Annotated in this window: 21 protein-coding genes and 1 tRNA gene; 13 read left to right on the top strand and 9 right to left on the bottom strand. The window is 66.5% G+C overall.

Annotated elements, in window-relative coordinates; all coding sequences use genetic code 11:
• From metG to Q0K09_RS05725, 3 genes are all read right to left on the bottom strand, one after another.
• Positions 1-1062 (bottom strand): methionine--tRNA ligase (metG, locus tag Q0K09_RS05735; RefSeq protein ID WP_294474043.1); only part of this gene is annotated, 1062 nt, incomplete at its 3' end.
• A complete protein-coding gene (locus Q0K09_RS05730; protein WP_294474041.1) occupies positions 1052-1972 on the bottom strand; it encodes a hypothetical protein in 921 nt (306 codons plus the stop codon). The genes metG and Q0K09_RS05730, both read right to left, overlap by 11 nt.
• 69 nt (positions 1973-2041) lie before the next feature.
• Positions 2042-2260 carry a helix-turn-helix transcriptional regulator gene (locus tag Q0K09_RS05725; RefSeq protein WP_294474038.1) on the bottom strand — a complete coding sequence of 73 codons (219 nt, stop codon included), beginning with the start codon at positions 2258-2260 and terminating at the stop codon, positions 2042-2044.
• A gap of 234 nt (positions 2261-2494) precedes the next feature.
• On the opposite strand from Q0K09_RS05725, the gene Q0K09_RS05720 reads away from it, so the two are divergent.
• On the top strand, positions 2495-2737 hold the full coding sequence (locus tag Q0K09_RS05720; RefSeq protein WP_294474035.1) for a hypothetical protein: 243 nt from the start codon (positions 2495-2497) through the stop codon (positions 2735-2737).
• A gap of 1 nt (position 2738) precedes the next feature.
• Here the strand turns inward: Q0K09_RS05720 and Q0K09_RS05715 are convergent, their stop codons facing one another.
• The 3 genes from Q0K09_RS05715 to Q0K09_RS05705 all read right to left on the bottom strand — a co-directional run bounded on the left by Q0K09_RS05715 (position 2739) and on the right by Q0K09_RS05705 (position 10274).
• Positions 2739-4340, bottom strand: a complete 1602-nt coding sequence (locus tag Q0K09_RS05715; RefSeq protein WP_294474034.1) for an ATP-binding cassette domain-containing protein — start codon at positions 4338-4340, stop codon at positions 2739-2741.
• Between the two features lie 212 nt (positions 4341-4552).
• Positions 4553-6727, bottom strand: a complete 2175-nt coding sequence (locus tag Q0K09_RS05710; RefSeq protein ID WP_294474030.1) for an S-layer homology domain-containing protein — start codon at positions 6725-6727, stop codon at positions 4553-4555.
• Between the two features lie 145 nt (positions 6728-6872).
• Entirely contained in the window at positions 6873-10274 is a 3402-nt protein-coding gene (locus Q0K09_RS05705) for a phosphodiester glycosidase family protein (RefSeq protein ID WP_294474027.1), read from the bottom strand.
• A gap of 270 nt (positions 10275-10544) precedes the next feature.
• On the opposite strand from Q0K09_RS05705, the gene Q0K09_RS05700 reads away from it, so the two are divergent.
• The 10 genes from Q0K09_RS05700 (at position 10545) to Q0K09_RS05660 (ending at position 19857) form a co-directional block, all read left to right on the top strand.
• The gene (locus Q0K09_RS05700; RefSeq protein WP_294474025.1) at positions 10545-10763 is read left to right on the top strand and encodes a helix-turn-helix transcriptional regulator; all 219 of its coding nucleotides are present in this window, start codon (positions 10545-10547) and stop codon (positions 10761-10763) included.
• Positions 10756-13017, top strand: a complete 2262-nt coding sequence (locus Q0K09_RS05695) for a DNA internalization-related competence protein ComEC/Rec2 (protein WP_294474022.1) — start codon at positions 10756-10758, stop codon at positions 13015-13017. The genes Q0K09_RS05700 and Q0K09_RS05695 overlap by 8 nt, the downstream gene beginning before the upstream one ends.
• 185 nt (positions 13018-13202) lie before the next feature.
• The gene (gene holA / locus Q0K09_RS05690; protein ID WP_294474019.1) at positions 13203-14267 is read left to right on the top strand and encodes a DNA polymerase III subunit delta; all 1065 of its coding nucleotides are present in this window, start codon (positions 13203-13205) and stop codon (positions 14265-14267) included.
• Between the two features lie 21 nt (positions 14268-14288).
• Complete coding sequence (locus Q0K09_RS05685) at positions 14289-14897, top strand: hypothetical protein (protein WP_294474015.1); 609 nt, start codon at positions 14289-14291, stop codon at positions 14895-14897.
• A gap of 14 nt (positions 14898-14911) precedes the next feature.
• The gene (locus tag Q0K09_RS05680; RefSeq protein WP_294474012.1) at positions 14912-15505 is read left to right on the top strand and encodes a DUF4093 domain-containing protein; all 594 of its coding nucleotides are present in this window, start codon (positions 14912-14914) and stop codon (positions 15503-15505) included.
• Positions 15502-17586 carry an ATP-dependent DNA helicase RecG gene (gene recG / locus Q0K09_RS05675; RefSeq protein ID WP_365931583.1) on the top strand — a complete coding sequence of 695 codons (2085 nt, stop codon included), beginning with the start codon at positions 15502-15504 and terminating at the stop codon, positions 17584-17586. The genes Q0K09_RS05680 and recG overlap by 4 nt, the downstream gene beginning before the upstream one ends.
• Positions 17587-17629: 43 nt before the next feature.
• Positions 17630-18016, top strand: a complete 387-nt coding sequence (locus Q0K09_RS05670) for a C-GCAxxG-C-C family protein (RefSeq protein WP_294474007.1) — start codon at positions 17630-17632, stop codon at positions 18014-18016.
• Between the two features lie 111 nt (positions 18017-18127).
• A tRNA-Leu gene (locus Q0K09_RS05665) sits at positions 18128-18214 on the top strand.
• A gap of 436 nt (positions 18215-18650) precedes the next feature.
• Positions 18651-19220 (top strand): helix-turn-helix domain-containing protein, encoded by a 570-nt coding sequence (locus Q0K09_RS10755; RefSeq protein WP_365931573.1) that lies wholly within the window; start codon positions 18651-18653, stop codon positions 19218-19220.
• Positions 19177-19857 (top strand): IS30 family transposase, encoded by a 681-nt coding sequence (locus Q0K09_RS05660; RefSeq protein ID WP_294474051.1) that lies wholly within the window; start codon positions 19177-19179, stop codon positions 19855-19857. The genes Q0K09_RS10755 and Q0K09_RS05660 overlap by 44 nt, the downstream gene beginning before the upstream one ends.
• A 356-nt stretch (positions 19858-20213) precedes the next feature.
• On the opposite strand, the gene Q0K09_RS05655 is transcribed toward Q0K09_RS05660, so the two are convergent.
• Genes Q0K09_RS05655 through Q0K09_RS05645 form a run of 3 tightly spaced genes read right to left on the bottom strand, consistent with a single transcriptional unit; the run spans position 20214 to position 22706 of the window.
• The gene (locus Q0K09_RS05655) at positions 20214-20465 is read right to left on the bottom strand and encodes a helix-turn-helix transcriptional regulator (protein ID WP_294474005.1); all 252 of its coding nucleotides are present in this window, start codon (positions 20463-20465) and stop codon (positions 20214-20216) included.
• Entirely contained in the window at positions 20459-21577 is a 1119-nt protein-coding gene (locus Q0K09_RS05650) for an S-layer homology domain-containing protein (RefSeq protein WP_294474002.1), read from the bottom strand. Before Q0K09_RS05650 ends, Q0K09_RS05655 begins: the two co-directional genes overlap by 7 nt.
• Positions 21564-22706, bottom strand: a complete 1143-nt coding sequence (locus Q0K09_RS05645; RefSeq protein WP_294474048.1) for a class I SAM-dependent RNA methyltransferase — start codon at positions 22704-22706, stop codon at positions 21564-21566. The genes Q0K09_RS05650 and Q0K09_RS05645 overlap by 14 nt, the downstream gene beginning before the upstream one ends.
• A 261-nt stretch (positions 22707-22967) precedes the next feature.
• Here Q0K09_RS05645 and Q0K09_RS05640 point away from each other — a divergent pair, with 261 nt between their 5' ends.
• Complete coding sequence (locus Q0K09_RS05640; protein WP_294473999.1) at positions 22968-23438, top strand: NfeD family protein; 471 nt, start codon at positions 22968-22970, stop codon at positions 23436-23438.
• 369 nt (positions 23439-23807) lie between these two features.
• On the top strand, positions 23808-24332 hold a 525-nt coding region (locus Q0K09_RS05635), incomplete at its 3' end, for a paraslipin (RefSeq protein WP_294473995.1).

The raw sequence follows: 24332 nt of genomic DNA, 5'->3' as shown, positions 1-24332 counted from the left end.
GTCGTTGGCCAGGTCGGTGTTGATGGTCTGGATCAGGGCCTCGTTGGAGAAGCTGCCGTCGGAGCCGAAGGGGAAGGTCCGCATGAGGAAGAAGCGCAGGGCGTCCACCCCGAACTTCTCCGCCAGGACATAGGGGTCCACCACGTTGCCCTTGCTCTTGGACATCTTGCCGCCGTCCAGCAGCAGCCAGCCGTGGCCGAAGACGTGCTTGGGCAGGGGCTCCCCCAGGCTCATGAGCATGGCGGGCCAGATGATGGCGTGGAAGCGGACGATCTCCTTGCCCACGATGTGGACGTCGGCGGGCCAATAGTGGGCGTAGTCGTGGTAGCGGTCGTTCTCATAGCCCAGGGCGGTGATGTAGTTGGAGAGGGCGTCCACCCACACATACACCACATGGCCGGGGTCGAAGTCCACCGGGACGCCCCAGGTGAAGCTGGTCCGGGAGACGCACAGGTCCTCCAGGCCGGGGTCCAGGAAGTTCTTCACCATCTCGTTGACCCGGCTCCGGGGCTGGAGGAAGTCGGTGTGCTCCAGCAGATCCCGGATTTTACCGGCGTACTTGCTCAGGCGGAAGAAGTAGGCCTCCTCCTGGGCGTCGGTGACCACCTGGCCGCAGTCGGGGCACTTGCCGTCCACCAGCTGGCTCTCGGTCCAGAAGGACTCGCAGGGGGTGCAGTACTTGCCCCGGTAGGCGCCCTTGTAGATGTCCCCATTGTCGTGCATCCGCCGGAAAATCCTCTGGATGGCCGCGACATGGTAGTCGTCGGTGGTGCGGATGAAGCGGTCGCTGGAGATGTTCATCAGCTTCCACAGATCCTTCACCCCCCGGGGGCCCTCCACAATGTTGTCTACAAACTGCTTGGGGGTGACGCCGGCCTCCTTGGCCTTGGTCTCGATCTTCTGGCCGTGCTCGTCGGTGCCGGTGAGGAACATCACGTCCTCCCCCCGCAGCCGGTGGTAGCGGGCGATGGTGTCGGTGGCCACAGTGCAGTAGGTGTGGCCGATGTGGAGCTTGTCCGAGGGGTAGTAGATGGGGGTGGTGATATAAAATTTATCCTTCATCCGGGGTCTCCTCCTGATTCAAATGTTCTTCCGCTTCGGTGCGGGCCAGGCGCTTCCCGCCGGGCATTCGCGGCCCCAGGGGCCGGGCCGGGCTGCGGAGCAGGGCCAGGGCGGAGGCGGCGAAGTAGAGAAAATAGCCGGCGTAGAGCAGCAGCTCCGGCAGGGTATGCCGGTCCGCCAGGGTCACCAGGCAGAAATACATGGCCGTCAGGGAGAAGAGGGCGGCGGGGAAGCCCTTGGGCCGCTTAAACCCGAAGCCGGCCAGGAAGTAGCACCCCAGCACCGAGGCCACCGCGGCGAAGAGCTGGTAGACGTAGTCGAGCACAATGGGGTCCCCGCTGTGGTCCAGGTAGGAGGTAATGAGCCAGACACAGGCGGTATAGGCCGGGACCAGGAGGCAGCCGCTGCGCTCCCCCTTCCCCTCCCCCTTGTAGTTGTTCTTCCCCAGCCGGAGGAGGGAGACGGCGGAGGCCAGGGCCAGGACGGCCAGCAGCAGCTCCCGGCCCACGGAGAGCGCAATCTGTAGGACATCGGACAGGAGCAGGTCCACGCCGGCGGAGGCGGCCAGGGCATCGGAGAGGACGCCCACCGCCTGGGCCAGCAGCAGCACACCGGCGCCCGCCAGCAGAAAGGCGGCGGCCACCATGCTTGTGAGATAGAGGATGTCGTTCCGGGCCTGGAAGGCATCGTCATAGCTCCCCTGGAAGCCCCGTCCGGTGCCCCGGCAGAGAAGGGCCAGGGTCAGAAAGACTGCCGCCGAGAGGCCGATGAGGGCCAGGGTGGCCGGCGCCCCGGAGACGGGCAGGCCGGTGTCCGCCTCGAAGGCCGAGGCGAGTTCCCACCGCCGCAGGAGGAATCCGGCGGCCCCGCCCAGCAGGACGGTCAGGGGGAGGGCAAATTTGTTTCGCATATGGGCAAGACCTCACTTGGCCGAAATGGGAGGGTGGTCCCTCCAGGTTACAGGCATCTTTATAGTATATCACACATTGGGGTCCGTGTCAGCCCGGCCCAGAAGATAGTCCAGGGAGACATTAAAAAAATCCGCCAGAGTGATGAGCGCCGGAATGCCCGGCTCCCGTTCCCCGCGTTCATAGGCCTGATAGGAACGGACCTGAATCTCCAGACAGGCGGCGGCTTCCTTCAGCTTTTTTCCCCGGAGGGTGCGCACCTCCCGGAGCCGCTGGGGAAACGGAGTCATGAAATCACCTCTTGACACGAGCAAATCGAGCATATATAATATGCTCGGATAGAGCATATAGAAGGTGGGGAAACCGGTCCTCCGGCCCTGGACGCAAGGGGCTGCGGCAGTCCCGGACGTTTCCCGAACAGTTCAGTATATCACAAAAAGGAAACCATGGAATCCCCCTTTGGTAAACGTATGTTTCATTTGTACCATGATAACGCAAAAAAAATGCGTAATGGAGGAATCATTTTGGAACCTGTCCTGCATCTGTTAGAGGAAGCCAGCCAGCCCACGGCATGGACGCCGGAGGAGCACGCGGCGGCGGAGGCATTTCAACTCTGCCGGGACAAGCTTGAGGCGGCCATATCCCCGGAGTTCCTGGAGGACTTCGTCAAGGCCCTCTACGACCTGATTGGCTTCTACGAAGCGCAGGACTTCGCCCGGGGCTTCCGGCTGGGCCTGGAGCTTGGATGCGAGCTGTGGCGGGAGTGACTTAAGCCCCCTCCTGGGCCAGCCGCTCCAGGTACTCGTCGTAGGTCATTTTCCGGTCGATGAGCTTCCCCTCGGGGGTGAAGTCAAAGATGCGGTTGGCCACGGTCTGGATCATCTGGTGGTCGTGGGTGGAGAAGAGCACGTTGCACTTCACCGCCTCCAGTCCGTTGTTGACGGCGGCGATGGACTCCAGGTCCAGGTGGTTGGTGGGCTGGTCCAGCAGGAGCACGTTGGCCCCGGAGAGCATCATCCGGGAGAGCATACACCGGACCTTCTCCCCGCCGGAGAGGACCTTGACCTGCTTGTAGACGTCGTCCCCGGAGAAGAGCATCCGGCCCAGGAAGCCTCGGAGGTAGGCCTCGTGCTTGTCCTCGGAGAACTGCCGCAGCCACTCCACCAGGTTGTCGTCGTTGTCCTTGAAGTACTCGGTGTTGTCCTTGGGGAAGTAGGAGAAGGTGGCGGTCTGGCCCCACTTGACGGCGCCCTCGTCGGGCTCCCACTCCCCGGTGAGGATTTTGAAGAGGGCGGTGTGGGCGTTCTCGTTCTCCCCCACAAAGGCGATCTTGTCCCCGTGCTCCACGGTGAAGCTCACCTTGTCCAGCAGCTTCACCCCGTCCACGGTCTTGCTCACCTCGGTGACAAAGAGAATGTCCTTGCCCACCTCCCGGGCGGGGGAGAAGGACACCCAGGGGTAGCGCCGGGAGGAGGCGGGCAGCTCCTCCACGGTGAGCTTGTCCAGGAGCTTGCGCCGGGCGGTGGCCTGCTTGCTCTTGGACTTGTTGGCGGAAAAGCGGGAGATGAACTCCTGGAGCTCCCGGATCTTCTCCTCGTTCTTCTTGTTCTGGTTCTTGATGAGCTGCTGCACCAGCTGGGAGGACTCGTACCAGAAGTCGTAGTTGCCCACATACATCTTGATCTTGTTGTAGTCGATGTCCACGATGTGAGTGCAGATGGTGTTGAGGAAGTGCCGGTCGTGGCTGACCACGATGACAGTGCCCTCGAAGTCCAGCAGAAAGTCCTCCAGCCAGTTGACGGCGTTGATGTCCAGGTTGTTGGTGGGCTCGTCCATCATCAGAATGTCGGGACTGCCGAAGAGGGCCTGGGCCAGAAGGACCTTTACCTTCAGCCGGCCGTCCAGGTTGGCCATCGCGTCCTGGTGCATGGACACGGGGATGCCCAGGCCCTGGAGGATACGGCTGGCGTCGGACTCCGACTCCCAGCCCCCCAGCTCGGCATACTCCTCCTCCAGCTCGCAGGCCCGGATGCCGTCCTCCTCGGTCATCTCCTCCTTGGCGTAGAGGGCCTCCTTCTCCTTGCCGATGTCGTAGAGGCGCTGGTTGCCCATGATGACGGTGTCCATGACGGTGTAGGCGTCGTAGGCGTTCTGGTCCTGCTTGAGCACCGACATGCGGGTGTTGGGCAGAATGGAGACCTCCCCGGAGGTGGGCTCTAAGTCCCCGGAGAGAATTTTTAAGAAGGTGGACTTCCCCGCGCCGTTGGCGCCGATGATGCCGTAGCAGTTGCCCTTGACAAACTGCAAATCCACATGGGAGAAGAGGGCCTGGCCGCTGTACTGTAAGCCCAGGTCGGTCACTGTAATCATAGCGAGCTCCTTTTGCGATCTGAAAATCTCCGCCGGAGGCGGCGCGGGAAACGCCCCAATAGTATATCATAAATTTCCCACAAAACAAGAGGGAAACCGGGAAGAAGGGCGGCGCCGCACAAAGATTGTGCGCCGGCAGACGGGGTGCAACGCCGTCTGGCGCTCTTTGTGCGGCGCCGCCCTGGGAAATGGGCCGGCAGGGGGTGCGCCGGTCAGCCCTCCAGCAGGCGGCAGAGCATCACGGCGGCCTCGGCCCGGGTGGCCGTGCGCGCTCCGGCGTAGACCCCCTGGGCCAGCCCCAGGGCCTGGGCCAGGGCGGCATAGCCCAGCTCGTCCGCCGGGATGTCCGCCCGGTCGGTGTAGGCGCAGGTGAAGATGCCCTCCAGCCGGGCTGCGCTGCCGTACCCGGCGGCGTCCAGCAGCATCCGCACCACGTCGCTCCGGGTCAGGATGGCCGCGTCCTCCCGCTCCCGGGCCGTCAGGGCTCCCATGCCATAGGCGGCGGCGTAGGCGCTGTCCAGTTCCTCCGCCTCAGCGGCCTCCGGGTCCAGCAGGAGCCAGCCCTGGGTGCTGGCCAGCAGGCAGACCAGCCCGGCCTGGGTCAGGGCCTGATCCGGATGGAAGCGGGAGGAGGCGTAGCCCACGCCGTACTGGGCCAGCTTCTCGATCTGCGCCTGGGCCCAGTGGCCCTCCAGGTCGTCATAGGCCGGGCCGTTCCCGGCGCTCTCCTGCCGGAGGGCCTCCCCAGTGTGGGCGTCCACCCCCAGCCAACTCCCCTCCCGGCGCTCCAGGGCAAAGCCCAGCGCCAGGGTATTGCAGTGGGTGAGGCCCATCTGGATCAGCCGGGCCTGGTCGGGGTCCCCCGCCTCCAGGGGCTGGGGGACCAGGAGATAGCCCAGGGTCACGTCGTAGGTCCCCATCCAGGCATCCAGGGCGGCCCCGGCGTCCACAATGCCCTCGGGACTCTGGAAGTCCACCCCCTCGTGGTACTGAAAGTTCAGGGCGCTCACCGAGCCGTCGGCGGCGTCGATGCCCACAGTGTAGGCGTCCGCCGGGAAGAAGATGCCGTTTTCCCGCCGGGCGAAGGTGAAGGTGTAGGAGGGGGCCCCCTCCGCCGTGTTGTTTGTGGCGTCGTAGAGGGACAGGCGGGCGGCGCGGTCCCCGCAGAAGGACGCCAGGAAGGCCCCGGCCCGGGCCTGGGCCTCCTCCACCGTCAGGGCGGGGACCCGCTCCTCGTCCCAGGGGGCGGAGGAGGAGAGACTTTGGACCTCCCCGGTGCGGGCGTCCACGATGAAGGTCCGGCGATATACGTTTTCCCCACCGGCGCGGCTGTAGGTCAGGCGGCAGAGGACCTGGCTCTCCGGGTCGGCGGGGTCGGAGAGCTGATAGAGGGCGGAGGCCAGGGTATAGGCCCCCAGGCCGTACTCCGGCGTCTCCCGGAGGGCGGCGTCCAGGGCGCCGCTGGACCGGACCCCCTCCAGCCGCTGAATCCCCTCCTGCTCGGCCTGGGTCAGGGCGCCGGAGGTGACGCTGATCTCCCCGGCGGGGGCCTCGGGGGCAGCGCCTTCACCAGTTGTCTCTCGGTACAGCGCCTCCTCCAGGGCGGTGAGGTCCACCAGGGTTCCGGTCTTGGCGTCCACATAGTACGCGTGGACCCGGTCCGGCAGGTAGCGGAGGACGGCCTGGGTGCTCTCCGCCTCAGGCAGGACGTACTCCAGCCGCAGGGAGAGGGTGTCCTGGAGGAGGGCCTCCGCCTGGGCGGCGGAGACGGCGGCCTCCGGCCCGGGGACCCCGCCCAGGCAGGAGGGGTACAGCGTCTCCAGGGCGTCCCGGGTAAAGCGGGTCACCTGGTTGTCCGAGGCCCGGACGGTTAGGCTGTAGGACAGGGGCGAGGGGAGGCCGTAGAGCAGAATGGTCCCGGAGAAGCGGAAGCTCTCCGCCCCCAGCCGCTCCCCGGCGGGGGCCTCCAGCCGGACGGTCTCCAGGGCGGGGTCCAGGGCCAGCGCCAGAAAGGCCCCGGCGGCGCTGGCCGCAGCCTCCGGATCCCCCTGAGGGAAGGCCGGGAGTGCCCCGGCGCTCCAGGGGGCGGTTCCCTCCGCCGGGTCCGTGCGGGAGTAGGACACCACGGTGCCGTCCTCCAGGGCCTGCACCGAGAGGGCGTCCCCGGCCCCCGACCACTCCAGGCTCCAGACGGTGGCCGAACCCTGCTGCCAGCTCTCCCCGTAGAAGGAGTCGTAGCCCTCGGTGTCCAGCTCCAGCCGCTCCTTCACCGTCTGGGTCACCTGGGCCAGCCGGGCATCGGCGGACGCCTCCTCCGCGCCCAGGGCGGGGAGGGCCGCCCCGGCCAGCAGGGCGGCGCTGAGCAGCATCGCAAGCAGTCTCTTCATATTCAGGACCTCCATTTCACAAAATTTCGCGGCTTGGATGATGTTCCCTATCCCTTTGGACGAAATAGCCGGGAAATGGTTCCGGTCCGGCGGGCGAACATCAACAAAAACGCGCCGCCCCCAGAGGGGACGGCGCGGCAGGCGGTTACAGCATGGAGTAGAGCATCTTGGCCACCTCGCCCCGGGTGACGGAGTCGTTGGGGCGCAGGAGGTTGTCATAGCCGGAGATGATGCCCTGGCCCACCAGGGACTCCACATAGGGCAGGGCCCAGGCGGCCACCTGGCCGGCGTCGGTGAAGCTCAGGTCTGCCCGGAGGTAGCCCTGGCCCTGGATGCGGCCCAGGATAGTCATGGCCTCGGCGCGGCTGATGGAGGCGGTGGCCCGGCCCATGAGGACGCCGTTATCCAGGCTGCCCTGGAGGATGCCCTCGGCATACATGGCCTTCATGGCGTCCAGGCACCAGGCGGGGATGGTGTCCAGGTCGGCGAAGGGGAGTTCCACCCCGGCGTAGGCGGAGAGGTCCAGGCCCATCCAGCGGGCCACCATCAGGGCAAACTCCCCCCGGGTGATGTTCTGGTCGGGCTGGAAGAGGAAGCCGCCCTGGGCGGCCACCCCCTGGACCACGCCGCTGTCATAGAGGTAGGTGGTGTAGGCACTGGCCCAGTGGCCGGTCATGTCCAGAAAGGGGTTCTGGGCCAGGGCCTCCCCCTCGGCGGTGGGGGTCACGTCCACCGAGGCGCGGCCCCGGTTACCGCTCTGGTCCACAGCGGTGACGGTGGCCCGGTGGAGCTTCCCGCCGTGGGCGGGGAGGGTCCAGGTCAGGGTCCCGGCGCTCTCGTCCCAGGTAAACTCCACCTCCTGGCCGTCCCAGGTCAGGGTGACGGCGGACTGGGCGAAGCTGGTGTCCATGTTGTCGGAGACATAGGCGGTGAGGACCCCATTTTCCACGCTGACGGTGATGGTGGGGGGCGTCTCATCCCCGGACAGCTCGGTGCCGGTGGTGATCTGGTCCAGGTAAATCGTGCCCACGGTCTGCTCTCCGCCGCCATAGACGACGTTCAGGCCGGTGAGGGCGGCGGCGTTCTCCGGCAGAAGGACGGCCAGGCGCTGCCAGCCGGTGAAGTCCAGGGCCCCCAGGACCACCTCGGAGGCCGTTCCGGCGGCGTCGGCGACGGTGGCGGTGAGGGTGTTGCCGGAGCCGTCGCCGTAGACCCACAGGGCCAGGCAGCTGTCCCCCTCCGAGAAGGTCAGAGCGGCCCCCACAGCGGCGGAGCCGGTGGTTCCGGCCTGGTAGTCCAGCCGGAGGGACTGCCAGCCGTAGCGCACCCGGTCGGCGGAGGTCTCCAGGCTCACCACGGCGGTTTCGGTGCCGGTGAAGGAGGTGAGCTCGGCCCCCTCAAAGGACTCCAGCTCCTGGATGTGTCCGGCCACGGTGACCGGAATGGTGACGCTTCTGCCCCCGGCGGAGACCGTGAGGTTCCCGCTGCCGCTGGTGCCGGAGGCGGTGAAAAGGCCGTTTGCATCCACCGTGCCGATGGCTTCATCGGCGCTCCAGGTGTAACAGGTATCCTGGGAGGTCAGGGCCATATTCTTCCAGACGGCGCTGGCGGTGAGGTCCACGGTGTCCTGAGGGTCCAGGGCCAGGGCGGGCACCGGAGCGCCGGTCTCCTGGTTGGCGACGGTGATGGCGTCGGGGGTCTGGACCACGGTGAAGGAGGCAGAGCCCTCCCCTCCGCTGGAGGAGGCGGTGACCCGGGTGGCGCCGCTCTCACGGCCGGCGGTGAAGACGCCGTCCACGCTCACCACCCCGTCCCCGTCCTGGATAGACCAGAGGATGGTCTCATTCTGGGAGAAGGTGAAGCCGTTGGTGTCCACAGGCGTGGCGGTGAGGGCCACCTGGGCCCCCGAGAGCACCAAGGAGGAATAGGGGGTGATAAAGTAGTGGTCAAGCTCTCCGGTGGGCGCCAGGCTGGAGACCAGGAAAATGGCGTTGGTCACCCTCCGCAGGGAGCCGTCGGAGGGCTGGTTCAGGATGGACATGGACGTCTCCCCGGGGAGGGTGGCGCCGATGGTGGTGGAGCCGCCGCCGTCCAGGCCGATGGCCTCCACGCAGCCCAGCTCGATGAGCCGCTGGGCCACCTGGGTCAGGGAAGCCCCCACGCTGTAGCCGGACTGGCGGCCGTCAATGGTGTAGAAGACCACGCTGCCGTCGGCGCGGATGCCGATGGCGGTGCGGGGGTTGGCGGTGCTGTCGGCGTCGGGGCCCGGCTGGCCGTCTGTGACGATTTTATAGAAGCCGCCGATGGCAGTGACCACGTCCTCCCAGCGGGCGTCGGAGGTGGTGACGTCGATGGTCACCTGGTCCCCGGTCCGCAGGCTCTGGATCTGGCTCAGGAGCCATTCGTTGTTGTTCTGGTTGACGGTGAGCACCAGCTTCCCAGCGGGGATCTCAATGGAGCCGGTGGAGGCCAGCACCTGGTCCACGGTGCAGACCAGACGCCCCCCCACCCGCAGATGGTTGGTGACCGTCAGGGCGCCGGTGACCGCCTCCGTCTCCTGGGTGTCCCCGGCTGCAGGATCCAGGTCCTCCAGGTCCTGGGAGCTGGCGGCCTGGGTGTCCCGGCCCCCGGCGGCATTTTGGCCCCTGTCCGGGGCTTCGTCCGCACCGGCGGGCTGATCCCCGTCCTGGGCCTCATCCTCGCCGGAGCCCTGATCCCCATCCGGGGCTTCCTCCGCACCGGCAGGCCGGTCCCTGTCCGAATCCCCATCCTCGCCGGAGTCCGGGGCCTCCTCCGGGTTTTCCTCCCCGGCTGCGGGCTCTTCCCCCCCGTCCTGGGGGGACTCTCCGGCGGCGGGGTCCCCCTCCGGGCCGGTGACCTCCAGATCCACGTCCACAATGGAGCCCAGGCCGTCGGTCACCGGGGTGAGGATGACGTCATAGCCGGGGGAGGTGTGCTGGGTGACCCGGCTATACTCGTCTGTATAGAGGTAGAGCCCCCCCTCGTGGGCGCCGTCGGCGGCGGTGCGGGTCTTGTTCACGTCGGTGACCCGCATGGTGGCCCCGCTGAAGGTGGCGGTGACCGAGATGCTGGGCTGGTCGATAAAGGCGGTGCCGTCCTCCAGGAAGCCGATGGCATGGAAGCCCCCGGAGGTGGTGCGCAGAACCCCGTCGCTGATGATGATCCCCAGGGCGTTGCCGGTGGAGAGGTCGAAGAAGTCCCCGTTGATCCCCCCCAGCACCCGGAGCCCCCGGGCCTCCAGGGACCGGGCCATGGAGGAGAGGTCCTGGCGGCTGAGAATCTGGTCGCCGTAGACCACTGCGGGGTAGACCCCGTCGGCGGGGGAGTAGACCAGGTAATTTTCCCGGCGCAGGTCCGAGCGGGAGTTGCTCCAGAAGATCTGCTGGACCAGGCCGGCGCCGGGGGCCAGTTCTACGATGCCGCTATGTAGCTCGTCGCCCAGGGCCGCCGAGGCGGAGGCCGCAGGGGAGAGGCCAATGAGGACGGCCAGGGCCAGAGCCGTGGCGCGGATGCCGAATCGTTTCATATTGTGCCTCCAGAAAGAACGCGGTGTGATTGGGTAAAATCAAGAGTAATCCTACCACACCCCCCGTTCTTTGTAAACGGAAGACCTTGGCAAAACCTGTCGTTTTGGCCCCCCGCGGCCAGATGTTAGAAAAAAGTTAGAAAGGGACGGGTATCCTTTCAACCGTGCCTTCCCGCTTGCACAGACGGTAAAGGTCTGGTAAAATACTACCGTATGGTCCCGAATCACCTAGGGCAACCTACCAAATGGTAGTGTTAATAAGGTGATTATATGTTTTTCAGACGTCTTGCGGACATGCGTGTGGACCGGGACCTGAAACAAAAAGAGGTGGCGGCGGTGCTGAACATGCGCCCCGAAGTCTACCGCCGCTACGAAAAGGGCATCCGGGAGATTCCCACCTGGGCGGTGATAGCCCTGGCCGACTATTATCAGACCAGCACCGACTACCTCCTGGGCCGGACCGACAACCCCTCCCCGCCCCATGCGTAAGCTGGCCGCTTTTGCCGCCTCCTTCTCGGCGGCGGTCTTTGCCTGGGCCTATGGGGCTCTTCCCCTCCTGGCCCTGCTGGCCGTTCCCGCCCTCCGGCGGCGGGAGGACCGGCGGCTGCGCTGCGCCCTGGTGTGCGCCGGGGCGGCAGCCGGCCTGCTGTGGAGCTGGGGGTACGGCGTCCTGTTCCTGGCCCCGGCCAGGGCCTTGGCGGGGACCTACGCCGGCCTCACCGGCGCCGTGGCCGGCTGGCCCTATGAGACGGCCTACGGCGCGGCGGTGGACGTCCGGGTGGAGCCGGCATCCGGCCCGGCCTTTCTGGCCCGGCTCTACGGGGAGCCGGAGCTGCTGGAGGCCGTCCCTGGAGACCAGATTTCCGCCACCGCCGCCTGCCGGACCTCCGAGGTGGTCCGGGGCCAGCTTTCGGGGGACTACACCGCCCAGGGCATCTATCTGCTGGCCTACGCCCAGGGGGCGGCGGAGGTGGTCCGGCCGGAGCGCATCCCCCTGTGGGATATCCCCGCCCACTGGGCCAGGGCCCTGGAGGAGGCGGCGGCCTCGGCCTTCCCGGCGGACGCGGCGGGGCTGGTCACTGCCCTGCTGACGGGGAACAAGGACGGCCTCACTGAGACGGAATACGCCGCCCTCCAGCGGACGGGCCTTGCCCATGCGGTGGCGGTGTCGGGGCTCCACATCGGCTTTCTGGCCCAGCTGGCCGTGGCCCTGGCCGGGAGCCGTTACCGCCGGCGGGCGGCCCTGCTGGCCCTGCCGGTGATGGCGGTCTACGTCCTGGTCACCGGCTGCACCCCCTCGGTCATCCGCTCGGCCATCATGAACGCCCTGGTGCTCCTGGGGCCCCTGCTGGACCGGGAGAGCGATTCCCCCACCAGCCTGTCCTTCGCCCTGATGGTCCTGCTGATGCAGAACCCCTTCGCCTGCCAGAGCGTGGGGCTCCAGCTCTCCTTCGCCTCGGTGGCGGGCATCCTGGCCTTCTCCGGCCGGATCAGCGGGGCCCTCACCGCCCATCTCCCAAAGGCGGGCCGGGGGAAGGGGCTCCGGCCCCGGCTGCTGGGGCTCCTCCGGGGGGCGGCGGTCTCCCTGGGGACCACTGTGGGGGCCACCGCCTTCACCCTGCCCCTGGGGGCCTGGTACTTCGGCACCGTCTCCCTGGTCGCCCCGGCGGCCAACCTGCTGTGTCTCTTCCTGGTCCAGCTCACCTTCCAGGCCGGGCTGGCGGCGGCCCTGCTGGCTCTGGTGCTGCCGGGGCCGGCCCAGCTCCTGGGGAACCTCCTGGCCTTCCTCCCCCGGCTGGTGCTCTTCCTGGCCCGGAGCCTCTCCCGGGTCCCCTTCGCCGCCCTGGCCATCGACGGGCCCTACCTCCTGGGGGGCGCCGCGGCGCTCTACCTGCTGTGGCTGTGCTTTCTCTCCATCCGGGGGTCTAAACGGCCCCTGGTGCCCCTGTGCTGCTCGGCGGTGGTGATCTCCGCCGCCCTGGTCCTCCACCACGCGGCCTACCGCATGGGGCCTGTGACCCTCACCGCCCTGGACGTGGGCCAGGGCCAGTGCGTGGCCCTCCGGGCGGGGGACCGGGTGGCCCTGGTGGACTGCGGCGGCAGCGCCCGGCGCAACGCCGGGGACCTGGCCGCCGACTACCTGGGCACCGTGGGGGTGGACCGGGTGGATTTGCTCATCCTCACCCACTATCACGCCGACCACGCTAACGGGGTGCTGGAGCTCTTGGCGCGCATGGAGGTCTCGGCCCTGGCCGTCCCCGACGTGGACCGGGAGGACGCCCTCCGGCAGGAGCTCCTGGCGGCGGCGGAGGACCACGGGGTCCAGGTGTGGTTTGTCTCCGACGACCAGCGGCTCTCCTTCGGCCCGGCGGAGCTGACCCTCTACGCCCCTCTGGGGGCCGGGGACGCCAACGAGGCGGGCCTGAGCGTTCTCTTCCAGGGGGCGGGCTTCTCTGCCCTCCTCACAGGGGACATGGGGGAGGACATCGAGGCCCGGCTGGTGAAGTACGGCAATCTCCCCGACATCGACCTGCTGGTGGTGGGGCACCACGGCTCCCGCTCGGCTGCCTCCCAGCTCCTGCTGGAGACGGTGACGCCGGAGGCGGCCGTGATCTCCTGCGGCTACAACACCTACGGCCACCCCGCCCCCGAGACCCTGGGGCGGCTGGCGGCGGCGGGCTGTGACATCTACCGCACCGACCAGCAGGGCAATCTCACCGTCACGGTACGGGGGACATCCTAGGGCTTGTTTGAAAAATGTCAACATGCCCAATCAGCGGGGCTTTTGCCCCCCGGACGGCGCAATTTTACCTTGAAATCCGCCAGGATTCCTGCGAAAAAATTGCTTGCCGGCGGCCCAAAATCCCTCGCTGCCGGACACATCGCCAATTTTCAAACAAGCCCTAGGATTGTAAAGGAGGCGGGCCCATGGCCGCCAAAACCTCCGCCGCGGACGCTGCGGCGCTGAAACAGCTCAAGCGGGACCTGAAGGCCGGAACCCTGGGGCGGCTCTACGTCTTCCACGGGGAGGAGACCTACCTGCGGGACTTCTATCTGGGGGAGATGAAGAAGGCCCTCCTCTCCGGGGGGCCGGAAGCCTTCAACCTCCACACCCTCCCGGCCAAAGAGTGCGGACCCAAAGCCCTGGGGCAGGCGGTGGACTGCCTGCCCATGATGAGCCAGCGGACCATGGTGCTGGTGTCCGACTACGACCTCTTCAAGGCCCCGGCCCCGGACCGGGAGGCCCTGGCCGGCCTCTTCGACGACCTGCCGGAGTATGTTTGCCTGGTCTTTGTCTACGACCTCATCGCCTATAAGCCAGACGCCCGGACCAAGCTGGCCGCCGCCCTCAAGCGCAGCGGCTCCGTCATCAAGTTCACCCGCCAGGACCAGGGGGACCTGGTGGACTGGATTCGCCGCCGCTTCCGGGCCCTGGACCACGACATCGACGCGGAGCTGGCCCGCTACCTCATCTTCCAGTGCGGGGACCTGATGAACGGCCTCGTCTCGGAGATCGGCAAGATCGGGGCCTACGCCAAACACCGGGCGGTGACCCGGGAGGACATCGACGCCGTGGCCGCCCCCCAGCTGGACGCGGTGGTCTTCCAGCTCACCGACGCCATCACCGCCGGGCGCTTCGACCAGGCCTTCTCTGTTCTGGCCGACCTCCTTCGCATGGGGGAGCCCCCCATCAAGCTCCTGTCGGTGCTGGGGCGGCAGCTCCGGCAGCTCTACTCCGCCCGGCTGGCCCTGGAGGCCAGGAAGGGGGCCGGCTATCTGGTGGAGCTGTGGGGCATGAAGTCGGACTATCCGGCCCGGAAGCTCCTGGACGCCGCCCGGCGGTTTGACCTGGCCTGGTGCCGCTTCGCCGTCCTGGCCGCCGCCCGCACCGACCTGGCCATGAAGTCCCAGTCCGGCGCCGGTGAGGAGGAGCTCCTCACCAGCCTGCTGCTGGAGCTGGCCAACCGCCCGCCCAAGCCGGGCATTGCATAACAGGAAAAGGAGAGAGGCGGCATGAGACGCACCTATGAGATTGACGGGCAGCGGGTGACCCTCACCTGCGGGGAGGAGGAGGCCGGGGCGGCGGATTTCCTGGCCTCGGTCCTCCGGAAGGAGGCGGCCCGGGCCCCTATCCTGACGCCGGGGAATCTGATTCAGCTGGGCTGGAACTTCTTTCGGGTGGCGGAAAACGAGGGGGGCCTGGAGCTCCTGTCTCCGGACTACCGGAAAAACCCCTTCTGCGACGCCACTGCGGACCTCTCCCAGGCCCTGGAGGTCTTCCAGGGCCAGATGTCCGCCCTGCGGCGGGCGGGGCGGCCCCCGGTGGTGGACGTCTCCTTCCAGGACACCATGGTGGTCCGCTGGAGCGCCCTCCAGGCTCCTCTGGTCTACCTCCAGCGCCTGACCCCCGCCCGCTCGCCGGACTCCGGCTGGTACCTGGGGACCCTGGGGGAGCCCCGCAGCGAGGAGCCCAAGGACTATACCCGGCTCTACACCTACCAGCTCCTGGACATCTGCCCCCAGGGCCTGGCCCTGCTGCCCTTCCCGCCGGGGACCCTGGCGGTCTTTGACCACGGGGTCCTCATCGAGGCGGTGGACGGGGAGAACCAAAATCTGCTATGAGGAGAGGGGCGTCCATGCTTCGCATCCAAGAGGCCATTGTGGTGGAGGGCCGCTATGACAAGAATACCCTGTCCCAAGTGGTGGACACAGTGATTTTAGAGACCTCTGGCTTCGCCGTCTTTCACAACGACGAGCTTCTGGCCCTCCTGCGCCGCCTGGCGGAGGGGCGGGGGCTCATCGTTCTCACCGACTCCGACGGGGCGGGCTTTCTCATTCGGAACCACCTCAAGGGGGCCCTCCCCCCGGACCGGGTGAAGCACGCCTACATCCCCGATGTCTCCGGCAAGGAGCGGCGCAAGCGCACCCCGGGTAAGGAGGGCAAGCTGGGGGTGGAGGGGATGTCCCCGGCGGTGCTGGAGGAGGCCCTCCGCCGGGCGGGAGCCACCTTCCTGGGAGAGGAACCTGACCCCGCCGCCAGGGAGCCCATCACCAAGGCCGACCTCTACGCCTTGGGCCTCTCCGGGGGCCCCGATGCCGCCCGGCGGCGGGGGGCGCTCCTGCGGCGGCTGGATCTGCCCGAGCACATGAGTCCCAACGCCCTGCTGCCGGTGCTCAACGCCCTCTACCGCCGGGAGGAGTTTCTGGAGGAGGCGGGCCCTTGGACGTGAGCACCCCCCTGCGGGACTTCCCCGGGGTGGGGGAGGCCCGGGCCAAGGCCCTGGCCCGGCTGGGCCTCCACACCGCCGGGGACCTGGCGGGCTACTTCCCCCGGAGCTACGAGGACCGGCGGGAGCGGTATACCATCGCCGGGGCCCCCCTGGACCGGCCGGTCTGCATCGAGGTCCTGCTCACTGAGGAGCCCCGGCTCATGAACATCCGCCGGGGCCTGGACGTCACCCGGATGAAGGTGGCCGACCACACCGCCGCCATGCTGGTGAGCTTTTTCAACCAGGGCTACCTCCGGCAGGCTCTCCACCGGGGGGAGGCGTATATCCTCTACGGCAAGGTGGAGCAGATGGGCAACCACCGCCAGATGACCAATCCCCACTTCGAGCCCGCCGGCCGGCCCCGGTTCACCGGGCGCATCATGCCGGTCTACCCTCTGACGGCGGGGATTACCAACCACTTTCTGGCGGGACTGGTAGAGGAGGCCCTGGCGGGGCTCCCCCCGGTGGCGGAGCCCCTGCCGGAGGACTTCCGAGCCCGCTATCATCTGGCGGGGGCGGCCGAGAGCTATCGGGCCATCCACTTTCCCCGGAGTGAGGAGGACCTGGACGCCGCCCGGCAGCGCTTCGCCTTTGAGGAGCTCTTCTACCTCTCCCTGGGGCTGGGCCTTTTGCGGGAGCGCCGGAGCCGGGGGGCGGGGCCCGTCTGGCCGGAGGCCGACCCGGCGGGCTTTTACGGCCTGCTGCCCTTCTCCCTCACCGCCGCCCAGCGCCGGGCGGTGGAGGAGGCCGCCGCCGACCTGCGCGCCCCCCGGCCCATGAACCGGCTGGTCCAGGGGGATGTGGGCTCCGGCAAGACGGCGGTGGCCGCCGCCTGCGCCTGGATGGCCCACCAGGCCGGGTGGCAGAGCGCCATGATGGCCCCCACCGAGCTCCTGGCTCAGCAGCACTTCCGCACCCTCACCGCGCTGCTGGAGCCCGCCCATATGGCAGTGGGCCTGCTCACCGGATCCATGCGGGCGGCGGAGAAGCGGGAGGTCCTCGCCGCTCTCCGCAGCGGGGACCTCCATTTGGTGGTGGGCACCCACGCCCTGCTGTCCCAGGGGGTGGAATTTCGGCGGCTGGGCCTGGTCATCACCGACGAGCAGCACCGCTTCGGCGTGGAGCAGCGGGCCGCTTTCGCGGCCAAGGCGAACACGCCGGGGGACCCGCTGGACATTACCCCGGAGGAGGGCTTTTCCCCCAACGTCCTGGTGATGTCGGCCACCCCCATTCCCCGGACCCTGGCCCTCCTCCTCTACGGAGACCTGGATGTGTCCATCATCGACGAACTCCCCCCCGGGCGCCAGCCGGTGAAGACCTTCCTCATCGGGGAATCCAAGCGCCAGCGGCTCTATGGCTTCGTCCGGGCCCAGGTGCAGGAGGGCCGGCAGGTCTATCTGGTCTGCCCCGCCGTGGAGGAGAACCCAGAGGGCGCCTGGGATTTGAAGGCGGTGAACGAGTACGCCCGGGTTCTCCGGGAGGAGGTCTTTCCCGACCTGCGGGTGGGACTGGTCCACGGGAAGCTGAAGCCCCGGGAGAAGGAGGCCGCCATGGCCGCCTTTGCTGCCGGGGAGACCGACCTTTTGGTGTCCACCACTGTCATTGAGGTGGGGGTGGATGTGCCCAACGCCAGCCTCATTGTCATTGAGAACGCCGACCGCTACGGCCTCTCCCAGCTCCACCAGCTCCGGGGCCGGGTGGGCCGGGGGGAGCACCCGGCCTGGTGCATCCTCATCAGTGAAAACCGCAGCCCCGACACCCGGGCCCGTTTGAAGGTCCTGACCGAGACCAGCGACGGCTTCCGCATCGCCGAGGAGGACCTGAAGCTCCGGGGCCCTGGGGACTTCTTCGGGGACCGGCAGCACGGCCTGCCCGCCCTGCGGGTGGCCGACCTGAACACCGACACCCGGGTCCTCAAGGAGGCCCAGTCCGCCGCCGCCGCGCTGCTGGCGGCGGACCCGGACCTCTCCCGGCCGGAGCACGCCCCCCTGGGGGATCGGGTCCGCCGGCTCTTCGACCAGGACCCGGACCGTTTTAATTGACAAGGGTCCGCCGGGGGCGGGAGAAAGAAAGGAAGCGAGCACGATGAATCATGTGGAACGGGCCATGGAGCTCCGGCGGACGGCGTCTCCCCACTACAACTGCTGTCAGGCGGTGGTAATTCCCTTCGCCGAGTCCCTGGGGCTGGACCGGGAGGTCATCTTCCGGACGGCGGCCCAGTTCGGCGGCGGGATGCGCCGGGCCTCCGTCTGCGGGGCGGTCATCGGCGGACTGATGGCCCTGGGACTGCTGGAGGCCGGCGATCGGACGGCGGTGGAGTTCCAGCGCCGGTTCCGGGAGCAGGCCGGGGCCATGGACTGCGCTGACCTCCTGCGGGCGGCCAAGGAACGCGGCGAGGAGAAAAAGCCCCACTGCGACCGCATGGTGGCCCTGGCCGTAGGGCTGGTGGAGGCGCTCACCGCCTGGGCGTGACCAACGCCAGTCCCCGGCGATCCGGGTTTTTTCTGAGAAAATGAAAAATGAGTTGACAAATAGCCCCATGGCCACTATAATAAATAAGCGGTCTGTAAGAGACCGCGCTTCGCGGCTGTGCTGGAACTGGTAGACTGGCAAGCTTGAGGTGCTTGTGTCCGTATGGGCGTGCGGGTTCGACTCCCGCCAGCCGCACCACGTCGGAGCAAAGTCCGCTTTGCTCCGACGTCTTTTTATGCCTGCGGCAAAAAAGACGTCATCCGCCCGCTCCCTTGCTCCTCCTTTCCAACTGCGACCCGCTGCGCTGGGCTCGCAGTTGGTGGGCCGCCCTGCGGGCGGCATTTTTCTCGATTAAATTAAGAAATATCGATTTTAACCGTCCCTTCCAGAAAGCCGAAACAGTTTGGATATCGACGGCGGAAAGCCTAGTGCTCCAAGCTGTTTCGGCTTTTTCTATGCCCAAAATCGGGCCTTCACAGGAATGGATATTTTGGAGGGATTCCGAGCGACTGACAGGGTTTGAACTCCAGGTGGAGGGACTGTTGGCTGCGGTTTCAAGCCGGCGCCCTTTTTCAGCGGGAAAAAGGGCGCTAAGGCAAAAGAATCTTTCGCACGAAAATCGGGTGCTGGTTTTATGGACGATGCACAAGTCCAAAAGCCAGCGCCCTCTTTCATTTCGCAAAGAACTGGAGGAAAGAACATGAAACAGAATCCATATTTTACAGAGCTCTCCCGCCGTCTGGGAGAGCAAGGGCTCGAATCCTTCTCCCCGAAAGGCCGGTGGCTGAAGGACCGGCTCCACGGTGAGCCGGTCCTCTTCGTCTCCCCCGACAGCGAAGTCTTTCTTCTACCCGCAGGGAGCCGGAATGAGGAGGCTACCCTGGAAGAAAGCGTGGTAATCAAGGTACTGCGGTCATTCGGATACGGTATCCGTGCCATAGCCAGGATGATAGGCTGTGCCCCGGCCACCGTTGTAAACGAGCTCAGGCGCGGTACACCGCCACGAAAGAGCGAGAGAGGGGCCGCCCGGCTACTCGCCAAAGCACGCACAGGCGGTCTACAAGGCCAACAGAGCGGCTTGCCACCGACGAAGGAAAGTGGTGCGCTGCACCCGGTTCATCCGCTGGGTGAGCCAGCAGGTATGAGAACACAAGTGGTCCCTGGACGCCTGCTGCGGCTACGCAAAACTCCACCACCTGTTTGAACCTTCCGAGATGATTTGCAGCTGCACCCTCTACAACTGGGTGTGGGCCGGCCTGCTCCCTATCCAGGCAATTGAACTGCCGCATACCTTGCGCCGCAAGACTTCCAAACACTGGAACCACGAGAATAAAAGGGTGTTTGGAAAGAGTATTTCCAAGCGTCCAGCGGCGGCAGCCCTCCGTGTTGAGGAAGGCCATTGGGAAGGTGACACCGTGGTTGGCAAGAGGAATGGCCGGGAGGCCGTCATCCTCACCCTGCTGGAGAAAAAGACGGAGAACTACCTTGCTTTCCGCATCCGCAGCAAGACCAGCCCGGCCGTTATGGAGGCGATGCAAATCCTCCGTGATGAGTTTGGGGACAGGTCCTCCAAGGTTTTTAAAACCATTACCGTGGACAACGGCAGCGAGTCTGCCGACTTGGCAAAGGTGGAGGAATGGGGCACTGAAGTGTTCTTCGCCCACCCGTACACCTCCTGGGAGCGGCCCCAAAACGAGCGTCACAACGGTCTGCTCCGGGCCTACTTCCCAAAGGGCGTGTCCCTTGAGAAGTATCGTGATAAAGATGTTCTCTCTGCTGCTGATGAACTCAACGGCAGGCCTCAAAAAACTTGGCTACCGTACTCCAGAAGAACTCTTTGAGTCGTTCCTTGACGCCGTCTTCGCAGCATGACCGCCGCCTCATAACCCCTGCTACCGGGAAGTGTTCAACTTGTTATTGCAATTTGGGACTAAAATTATGCAAAGCTGTTTTTGAAAAAGAGGTGAATTTCCAGGCTTTTTCTTTACAGCTTTGCATTTTCTGAGCATAGCCAGCGGAGCCCTCCCTCTTTGTGGGGGAAGGGCTCCGGCGCGTATTGCGGGGTCAGTCCTCCGTGAACAGGTAAGGGACCCCCTTCCAGTTCAGCTGGGGCAGCGCGTCCACCTTTTTTAAGATGATGTCCGCTGTGTGCGTCCAGAGGGGCTGCCGGGGCCCACACCGCACCGGGAACGGTGCGTCAGCTTCCCCGCCCCACCAGCTCGTCCAGGCTGACCTGGCAGAGATCGGCCAGCCGGACGGCGATGGAGAGGGGCATGTCCCGCTCCCCGGACTCATACCTGCGGTAGGCGCTGTAGGAGATGCCAAGGGCACCGGCCAGGGCCTCCTGGCTGAGCCCCCGGGCCTTCCGAAGCTGCCTCCAGCCCTTCCAATACCCCTCCGGCAGCGCCGCCTTCTGGGCTTCCCGGCGGGGGGCGGCGGGGGCTACCACAGGTCCACCCGCTGTTCGGCCCGGGCCATGCGGGAGACGATGGCGGCGGCCTCGGCCCGGGTCAGAGGGGCCTCCGGCGCGAAGGTCAGCGCCCCGTCGGTGCCGCTGAGAATGCCCTTGGCATACAGGCTGTAGATGGCCTCGGCGGCGGGGTCCTCCGGGGACACATCCGGGAGGCTGGCCCGGACCTGGCTGAGGCTGTTGCGCTCCGGCAGGCTTCGGGCCAGGGAGGTGGCGGCGAAGATGCCGGCCATCTCAGCCCGGGTCACGGGCCGCTGAACGTCGGGAAACGCCCCGGGGGTGATGATGCCCCTGGCCTCGCAGTAGGTCACGCAGGTGCGGTACCAGGGGGTCCCGGAGAGGCTCTGGAGGTGGAAGGTGTCCCCGGTAGCCTGGCTCTCCAGGAAGGCGGCCAGCTTCAGGGCCTCGGCCACGGTGAGGGTCTGGTCCGGCGCGAAGCGGCCGCCCCCCACCCCCTCCATCAGGCTGAGGTTGTAGGCGATGTCCACCCACACCGAGAACCAGTCCCGGTCCTCCACATCGGAGAAGGAGGGAAGCCGCCCCTTGAGGAGGGGAAACCGGGCGGAGGGCACGTCCCGCTCCACCATGAGCTGGGGGAGGCTGGCCAGGGGCGTCACCGTCTCCACCCCGTCCTGGGTGAGGAGAAGCACCTCCAGCCCGTCCATCTGCCCGATGCGGACGGTGTCATACTGGATGGGGAAGAAGGCCTGGGTGGCGGCTCCGTCCTCGCCGGGAAAGGCCAGGATGCTCACCACCCCCCAGGAATTCCCCTGCTGGGCCAGGTAGAGGCCATAGCCCAGGTTCTCCAGGGTGTCGTACTCCGGGTCCAGGAGGTAGGTCCCGTCCTGGCGGATGAGGCCCAGCTTGTTCCCGGTCTGGACCAGGGCGGTCCCCAGGGTGAAGTCCAGTACCGACTGGTACTGGATGGGCACCACAATGGCCCCTGAGACGTCGGCGAAGCCCCACAGGCCATCCTCCTCCGCCTTGGCCAGCCCCTCCCGATAGCCGTGGAGGACGGCGGCCCCGGCGGAGGAGAGGGTGAGGGACAGGCTCAGGAGCAGGGCCGGGAGGACCCGCCTACTTCTTTTCATGGGAACCACCTCGCTTTTCATACAGAAACAGGTCGCATTTGAGCATCCCGTTGTAGAGCTTGCGCCTGCGCTGGGCGGGTGCGCCGAAGGCCGCTTTGAACCCGGAGTGGGAGGAGAGGAGGGCCAGGCTCCACCCCGGCGGAAGGGCCCGGAAGGCGGACCCGAAGGCCCGGTAGAGGGCCTCGGCCTCCCGCTTTTCCAGCATCCGCTCCCCGTAGGGGGGATTGGTGACGATTCTCCCGTAGGGCGCCCGCCGGGCGAAGGTCCGGGCGTCGGCCTCGTGAAAGCGCACTAGGTCCTCCACCCCCGCCTTTTCGGCGTTGGCCCGGGCCAGGGCCACGGCCCTGGGGTCGATGTCCCCGCCCCAGATGTCGTAGTCCCCCTGGTACTCCCGGTCCAGGGCCTCCTGGGCGGCCTCCATCCAGGCCCGGTCGGGGAGCCAGCTCCATTTCTGGGCGGAGAAGGAGCGGTCCAGGCCGGGGGCCCGGTTTTTGGCGATGAGGGCGGCCTCGATGGGGATGGTGCCCGAGCCGCAGAAGGGATCGCAGAGAGGGTCCCGGCCCCGGTACTTGGTCAGCAGCACCATGGCGGCGGCCAGGGTCTCCCGGAGGGGGGCAGCTACCCCCTCCGCCCGGTAGCCACGCTTGTAGAGGCCGGGCCCGGTGGTGTCCAGCATCAGGGCGGCGGTGTCCTTGAACAGGGAGAACTGCACCTGGTAGAGGGCCCCGGTCTCCGGCAGGCGCTCCAGGCCGTACCTGGCCCCCAGCCGGGCGGCCACGGCCTTCTTCACAATGGACTGACAGGCGGGGACGGCGTGGAGGACGGAGCTGAGGCAGTGGCCCTTCACCGGAAAGGCCCCGTCCCGGGGGATGAAGTCCTCCCAGGGGAGGGCCCGGACCCCCTCGAAGAGGGCGTCAAAGTCCCGGGCTGGGAAGCGCCCCAGAAGCAGGAGTACCCGCTCGCCGGTGCGCAGGTTGAGGTTCAGCCGGGGGATGTCGCCGGGGGCGGCGGCGCAGTAGACCCGGCCGTTGTCGGCATGTACGTTCTCCAGCCCCATCCGCCGCAGCTCGCCGGCGGCCAGCGCCTCCAGGCCAAAGAGGGTGGGGACTGTCAGCTCCAGTTGTCTCATCAAGATGTTCCGTCTCCAATCTAGTTCCAGCTTGCTGTTTTCTATGGCATCTTTCTGTTCTCATTATAGCCGAGGCCGGGCCCCTTGGCAATTCCCTTTTCCGGCTGTTCTGCCCAATATTATAGCTGGATCCGCGCATGAGCGGGGACAAGTGTGACAGGCGGCCGCCTTTTTCCGCCGGCTGTTACGCGGATTTTACTGGCCAAAGGCCCTGGGATATGGTACAATGAAGCCATCCCAAAGAAGGAAGGAGGGATACGGATGAATATGAGCTTCTTTTGGCTCATCGCCATGGTGCTCTTCGGCGTGCTGGAGGCGGTGACGGTGGGGCTCACCTCCATCTGGTTTGCCGTGGGGGCCCTGGCGGCCCTGATCGCCGCCTCCCTGGGGGCCGGCACCCTGGTGCAGGTGATCCTGTTCCTGGCGGTGTCCTTTGTCACCCTGCTGCTGGTGCGCCCCTTGGCTCAGCGGTACATCAACGACCGGAAGGAGCCCACCAACGCCGACCGGGTCATCGGTCAGGAGGCCGTGGTCACCCAGACCATTGACAACCTCAAGGGGGAGGGCCAGGTCAGCATCTCCGGGGCGGTGTGGACGGCCCGGAGCCAGGAGGAGGCCCCCATCCCGGCGGGCAGCCGGGTGCGGGTCCTGCGTATCGAGGGGGTCAAGGTCATCGTCTCTCCGGCCCAGGAGGCCGCCGCTGTCCCCGGCGGTGAGGACTTTCGGCTCTAGGGCTTGTTTGAAACATGTCAACATGCCCAACCGGCGGGTCTTTTGTCCCCTGGACGGCGCAATTTTTCCTTGAAATCCGCCAGGATTCCTGCGAAAAAAATTGCTTGCCAGCGGCCCAAAATCCCTCGCTGCCGGACGCATCGCCAATTTTCAAACAAGCCCTAGTACTCCACCAAGCCAGAAACTAGCATTTGTCTTTCGGCGGAATTTCCGCGTAACCTCGTTATCGTCCTTGGTGGGCGTCAGCCCACCGGCGTCCTCCGTCTTGTTCCGCGAAAATTTCGCTTGAAATCCAATCTGCAACTTCCAACTTGGTGAAGTGCCGGTCCATCTCAACCATAACCAGAGTATTTTGAGGAGGTCAAAGCAATGGAACTTCTGGCAACGATCAGCGGAATGCTGGTGCCTATCGTGCTCTTTGTCCTGGTCATCCTGATCCTGGCCGCCAACATCAAGGTGGTGCAGCAGTCCAAGGCCTATGTGGTGGAGCGCCTGGGGGCCTTCCAGGCCGTGTGGGGCGTGGGCATTCACTTCAAGATCCCCTTCATCGAAAAGGTGGCCAAGGTGGTCTCCCTCAAGGAGCAGGTGGTGGACTTCGCCCCTCAGCCCGTCATCACCAAGGACAACGTCACCATGCAGATCGACACGGTTATCTACTTCCAGATCACCGACCCCAAGCTCTACACCTACGGGGTGGAGCACCCCATGAGCGCCATCGAGAACCTGACGGCCACCACCCTGCGGAACATCATCGGCGAGCTGGAGCTGGACCAGTCTCTCACCAGCCGGGACCACATCAACACCCAGATGCGCTCCGTCCTGGACGAGGCCACCGACCCCTGGGGCATCAAGGTCAACCGGGTGGAGCTGAAGAACATCATCCCGCCCCGGGAC

Source organism: uncultured Intestinimonas sp. (assembly GCF_944387725.1).
Lineage (GTDB): Bacteria > Bacillota > Clostridia > Oscillospirales > Oscillospiraceae > Intestinimonas.
This window is presented reverse-complemented; position numbering and strand designations above follow the sequence as displayed.

Bases quoted from the DNA above. Each gene is read 5' to 3' on its own strand.
- Q0K09_RS05640 (WP_294473999.1), top strand. From the start codon at position 22,968: ATGAATATGAGCTTCTTTTGGCTCATCGCCATGGTGCTCTTCGGCGTG.
- Q0K09_RS05730 (WP_294474041.1), bottom strand. From the start codon at position 1,972: ATGCGAAACAAATTTGCCCTCCCCCTGACCGTCCTGCTGGGCGGGGCC.
- Q0K09_RS05645 (WP_294474048.1), bottom strand. From the start codon at position 22,706: ATGAGACAACTGGAGCTGACAGTCCCCACCCTCTTTGGCCTGGAGGCG.
- holA (WP_294474019.1), top strand. From the start codon at position 13,203: ATGGCCGCCAAAACCTCCGCCGCGGACGCTGCGGCGCTGAAACAGCTC.
- Q0K09_RS10755 (WP_365931573.1), top strand. From the start codon at position 18,651: ATGGACGATGCACAAGTCCAAAAGCCAGCGCCCTCTTTCATTTCGCAA.
- Q0K09_RS05710 (WP_294474030.1), bottom strand. From the start codon at position 6,727: ATGAAGAGACTGCTTGCGATGCTGCTCAGCGCCGCCCTGCTGGCCGGG.
- Q0K09_RS05650 (WP_294474002.1), bottom strand. From the start codon at position 21,577: ATGAAAAGAAGTAGGCGGGTCCTCCCGGCCCTGCTCCTGAGCCTGTCC.
- Q0K09_RS05725 (WP_294474038.1), bottom strand. From the start codon at position 2,260: ATGACTCCGTTTCCCCAGCGGCTCCGGGAGGTGCGCACCCTCCGGGGA.
- Q0K09_RS05680 (WP_294474012.1), top strand. From the start codon at position 14,912: ATGCTTCGCATCCAAGAGGCCATTGTGGTGGAGGGCCGCTATGACAAG.
- Q0K09_RS05685 (WP_294474015.1), top strand. From the start codon at position 14,289: ATGAGACGCACCTATGAGATTGACGGGCAGCGGGTGACCCTCACCTGC.
- Q0K09_RS05705 (WP_294474027.1), bottom strand. From the start codon at position 10,274: ATGAAACGATTCGGCATCCGCGCCACGGCTCTGGCCCTGGCCGTCCTC.
- Q0K09_RS05695 (WP_294474022.1), top strand. From the start codon at position 10,756: ATGCGTAAGCTGGCCGCTTTTGCCGCCTCCTTCTCGGCGGCGGTCTTT.
- Q0K09_RS05700 (WP_294474025.1), top strand. From the start codon at position 10,545: ATGTTTTTCAGACGTCTTGCGGACATGCGTGTGGACCGGGACCTGAAA.
- Q0K09_RS05715 (WP_294474034.1), bottom strand. From the start codon at position 4,340: ATGATTACAGTGACCGACCTGGGCTTACAGTACAGCGGCCAGGCCCTC.
- Q0K09_RS05670 (WP_294474007.1), top strand. From the start codon at position 17,630: ATGAATCATGTGGAACGGGCCATGGAGCTCCGGCGGACGGCGTCTCCC.